The following is a 4,350-nucleotide window of genomic DNA, read 5'->3' as shown; positions in this document are numbered from 1 at the left end:
TTGCTCATGGTAAACTCCTGATGAGTGTGTTTAGTTTACCAAGTTAAAACCTCCTGTTTTTTCAGCACACATCAATATATGTTTTTTTAATTACTTTGCCTTGAATTTTTTTATTATAAATCCATTTTTTAAATAAACTTGACTTAAGTTCATTTTTAATAGATTTCTCACTAGAGTAAGGAAATTTATATATTATTTTATTAGTATATATATTAATAAGATCACCACCATTCCCAAAAAAATTTGATATTTTTTTATTAAATTTACATTGTGTTTCACATTGATAAACATAATTTAGATGATATGTATCAGCATAATTTATTTTATTATTCACATCTCTATAGCTATCACTATATGATATTGAGAAGAAAATATTTTTTTTATTACTTATTTCTTCTTGAAAAACAAAATCAATTTTAGGAATATCATTTGGCACTTGAAATGTATCCAATAAATATTTTTCATTTTTACAATCACTTTTATATACAAGTAGTAAATCATTTTTAATGTCTGACATAATACAAATATTATCTGTTAATTTATACTCTGTAGCACAACTATTACAACATATAAAAAAAAATGTAATACAAGGTATTAATTTTTTTAACATTATTTGCACGCTCCATATTTTTCAATAAATTTCTTTGCTATAGATTTTTTAGCTGCTTTACGTTCTGCTAGCTTCATAGATCCACCATTAACTAGGGAAGTAATAGCAGTCGTTACACTATCTGAATTTATTTGTATACTTTCACTCGCGGTAAGCTTGAGAATTGCACCATTATTTTTATTTTTCCAAAACCATGTTCCAGTTTCTATAGCAATGTTATAGTTTTTTTCTAGCAAGCTCGGATTCTTCACAACATCTAATCCTGTACCATCTGCACAATCTTTATAACCAGCAAAATGCGTTAAATGTAGTATTCCACGCCCTCTATAATCATTATTAGGATAGGACTCATTCCCATATAAGTGAAAACCATATGCTTTATCATTATCCGCAAGATGTTCCCATATATAATCAAGTTTTTGTTGCTTTGTATATTTTCCCATCCCCCTTCTTACAAATCCTGCATTCATAGCAGTTGGAGAAATTGAGTATATATTTTCAGGAGTTTTAAATGTTTTTTTAGTATAATTAAGAGATTCTCTTACAGCAGTAAAGTCTAAAGTTTCAATTTGCCCTTGTGCTAAAATATTAATTAAGTCCCTACAAGTATTGCTTGAATACTTTTTTAAATAATTGGGAAGCAACAACAATGCCTGTTGAAAGTCTTTTTTCGCTTTTGGCGCAACACTCTTAATAAATTCAATATCAATTTTTAATGATTTATCGCAAGTTAAGCATTTTACAACTCCAACTTCAGGAACTATTACAGGTAAGTTTGGCTCCTCAGGTGCTGTTATTGCTTTGTTACTCCTAATATCAAAATAAACAGGTAAATTTATAGGGGTAGTTGATCTAGGTATATATCCTTGTGATGTTGTAAACGGACTATTATCAGGCTTATACGGATGAACTTGTATTCGACTATGTAAAATAGAAGTAATATTCAATTCACCATTCTTTACTTCTTGAATAGCTTCAATAAACCTAGGAGAAGTTTTCACCTCACCAACTAAATAAGAGACTTTTACGGTAAGTGGTACTGAATAAATTTTCTTATCTTGTTCATTTTCATAAAATATGAATTTTGTTTTTGCAATCCCATAGTCAGTCAAAAAATAAGGTGACTTAATGGTGGGTGGTAAATTTCTAGATACATTAATAGTTGTAATTTTATAGTAAGCATTATCATTGTCGTTATCCTCCTTAAATTTGGTCATATCAGGTAGACCATTTTTATCAATAGGAGCTAATACGAATAGCTCTACAGCTCGCCCATCAGATTGAAAAGTTAATATTCCATCAATATCATCTGTTAATTTATTATTTTTTTTATCCCCACCAACATATTGTGTAGCCATAGGAAAATTTAACAAAGGCTTATTATTCGCATCGATAACTTTAATTTTATATTCCGTTAATGCCATTTCACTTATTCCTTACCGTTAGGTTTAGAAATATCAGTATCAAATGATAGCTCTTCATCAACTTCTTCTTCATTGAAAAATGGATCATCAGGTCGATCCATTGTAATATTTTCACTGTTGAACAATAATGCTGTAAATGGTTTCGCTTCTGATGTATAAAATCGTAATGTTGTATCTTCCGTGGAATTATTTAAATTTCTTTTAGCAATTAATTTAGAAGTACCTTCTTCTAAAATGAAAACTTGTTTTTGTATTTCATAAGGAGTAGTAATTATACTTCCTGTACCATCTGTATATTCAAACTTATAGTTTACTTTATGACTATAGTCATTTGGTGCTGTAGGTAACACGGTTATAGGTGCCACAACTTTTTCACCACTTTCAAATAAATGCTGCCCAGCTCTGACTACAAATTTACCACCCATTTTTTATCTCTCTATTTATAAAATTTTTATTATTATTTAAATTATACTTAACAATAAATATTTCATTGTGATTTTTATGTCTTTAATTGTAGCCTTTAACTTAGATAACTATGCCATCCTCGCAACAGATAAAAGAGGAGTCTTAAATTACATCAATAAGAATCAAGAAAATCATGTCATAAGAACAGATGACACCTACCAAAAACTTAGAAAAATTCCTTTTGGATTTTTCGCTTCAGCAGGCGACTACCTCATAACAGAATGTTTCTATGCTGAATGTATGGCACAGACACGACAAAAGAGAAATTTAAATCAAATTTTGGAAGATACTTACTACAGATATTGTAATTTAAAAGGTGTTTACCACTTTACGGAAATGACAACTATCCTACTCATTACAAAGGAATTTAATCAAAATAATCAAATAAAAAAAGACACACTGCTGGAAATAAAAATTCAATTCCAAAGTATAAAAATTCAAGTAGTACCCCCTATGAATCTTGTTGCCTTAATGGCGAACATGAATCCTGATCAGAATTTTTGGGAAAGAATGGGAAGTTACTTACGATCATCAAAAGATTTCAGCAATTTTGAAAATTTCTTCAATTACCATATTCATCTCATAAAATATATCTGGCAAGAACAACTCAAGTTTGATGACCTAATTTCGCATCATATCGACTTTTATTTCCATGATAAAAGAACAAGCAAAGGAATATTGCTTTCAGCAGAAGAATTTAAAATATTACCGACGGGGCTTATACAACAATTTTCCATAGGTACAGAAGCAGTATATACGAGCGACCATCTGCTATAAAAATCTCGTCTTAGCTTTTCCCAAATTATAAAGTCTACCTTTACAACTCAACTAGATTAAGCGAGCAAAGTGACTACACTCTCTGCTACTTTTAATTTTCAACTTTACTAAGAGAATTAGCAAACTTAGCCCCCGAAGCGAACTTCAATAGCGTACGAATGAAGTAACTACCTAGCACAGTTTTAGTACTTCCCTCTTTTTAATCATTTTTATAAAAGGTCTAAGAAGCTAAAGAGGATTTTCCGAAGTTAGTTTAAGAAAATTGAGATACAAATTACTATGCCTATGATTGAAGCGATACGCTAATAATCCTTTTTTATGTAGTTTTAGAGCAATCAGGTATAATTTCTGTTAGACATTACTTCCACATTTTAGTAATTCCAAACGATCATTTTTCTGCTGCGCTACATTCACGTTTGCTACAAACACCACGTTCCCCAAAGTAGGAATCATCAAATCCAACAATACCTTCAACAGATGTAAATGTTCACATACTTAACAATTTTGTGACGATCGTTGATGAAGATGACGTTGGTGAAAGGGACATAAATATTGATCATTTTTGCAGCATCAGTAGCTATAAAATACATAGAAAAAAGCGAATAATCTTCCTAAATTTTGCCTCTATGATTTTAGAACGTAAATAGTATTTATTTTTCATATTAGTAAGCTACTCTTTATTTTAGATAAATTCACACTATAAACTCTTAATTTTTTTCATATCCCTAAAATTAAATACTTTTTTAAAATTCTACTTATATTTATCATTAAAGCATTGCCTTCGATTATAAATAACTTGCAAATAACTCTCAATAAATTACCCAATCGAGTCATCAAGGTGCCAAATAAAACTTTATTTTAGTTAATTTTCTAAGGTAAATTTAATCTAAAAGTCTTATGATTAAAGCTGATTTTTCAGACCTACTGCATTTACGCAAACTGAATCATGAATACACACCAAGAAAAATACAGTATTTATATTTCCTATGTTTTAATGTTTGATATACGCTGAATTATCAGGAGACTTTCCCTTGGGAGATTCTAGGCAGCCAACTTATAAAAGTCTTCGGCCAT

At 29.7% G+C, this 4,350-nt stretch carries 4 protein-coding genes and 1 pseudogene; 1 reads left to right on the top strand and 4 read right to left on the bottom strand.

What is annotated here, in order from left to right:
- Positions 1-61 precede the first annotated feature (61 nt).
- From ACK1JC_RS16865 to ACK1JC_RS16855, 3 genes are read right to left on the bottom strand one after another with little or no spacing between them, the layout of a single operon-like run.
- On the bottom strand, positions 62-610 hold the full coding sequence (locus ACK1JC_RS16865) for a hypothetical protein (protein ID WP_409512953.1): 549 nt from the start codon (positions 608-610) through the stop codon (positions 62-64).
- On the bottom strand, positions 610-2,034 hold the full coding sequence (locus tag ACK1JC_RS16860; RefSeq protein ID WP_409512952.1) for a glycoside hydrolase family 19 protein: 1,425 nt from the start codon (positions 2,032-2,034) through the stop codon (positions 610-612). The genes ACK1JC_RS16865 and ACK1JC_RS16860 overlap by 1 nt, the downstream gene beginning before the upstream one ends.
- A gap of 5 nt (positions 2,035-2,039) precedes the next feature.
- A complete protein-coding gene (locus ACK1JC_RS16855; RefSeq protein WP_409512951.1) occupies positions 2,040-2,459 on the bottom strand; it encodes a hypothetical protein in 420 nt (139 codons plus the stop codon).
- Positions 2,460-2,535: 76 nt separating this feature from the next.
- Between ACK1JC_RS16855 and ACK1JC_RS16850 the strand changes: the two genes are divergently transcribed.
- Positions 2,536-3,276 carry a hypothetical protein gene (locus tag ACK1JC_RS16850; RefSeq protein ID WP_409512950.1) on the top strand — a complete coding sequence of 247 codons (741 nt, stop codon included), beginning with the start codon at positions 2,536-2,538 and terminating at the stop codon, positions 3,274-3,276.
- Between the two features lie 562 nt (positions 3,277-3,838).
- On the opposite strand, the pseudogene ACK1JC_RS16845 reads toward ACK1JC_RS16850, so the two are convergent.
- A pseudogene (locus ACK1JC_RS16845) lies at positions 3,839-3,937 on the bottom strand (IS1595 family transposase); the annotation flags it as partial.
- Between the last annotated feature and the right edge of the window lie 413 nt (positions 3,938-4,350).

Origin of the sequence: Acinetobacter sp. TY2 (assembly GCF_046269225.1) — a bacterium.
In the GTDB taxonomy this organism is placed as follows: Bacteria; Pseudomonadota; Gammaproteobacteria; order Pseudomonadales; family Moraxellaceae; genus Acinetobacter.
Note: the sequence above shows the minus strand (reverse complement) of the source record. Positions and strands in the feature narration are given on the sequence as shown.

Bases quoted from the DNA above. Each gene is read 5' to 3' on its own strand.
- ACK1JC_RS16850 (WP_409512950.1), top strand. From the start codon at position 2,536: ATGTCTTTAATTGTAGCCTTTAACTTAGATAACTATGCCATCCTCGCA.
- ACK1JC_RS16860 (WP_409512952.1), bottom strand. From the start codon at position 2,034: ATGGCATTAACGGAATATAAAATTAAAGTTATCGATGCGAATAATAAG.
- ACK1JC_RS16855 (WP_409512951.1), bottom strand. From the start codon at position 2,459: ATGGGTGGTAAATTTGTAGTCAGAGCTGGGCAGCATTTATTTGAAAGT.
- ACK1JC_RS16865 (WP_409512953.1), bottom strand. From the start codon at position 610: ATGTTAAAAAAATTAATACCTTGTATTACATTTTTTTTTATATGTTGT.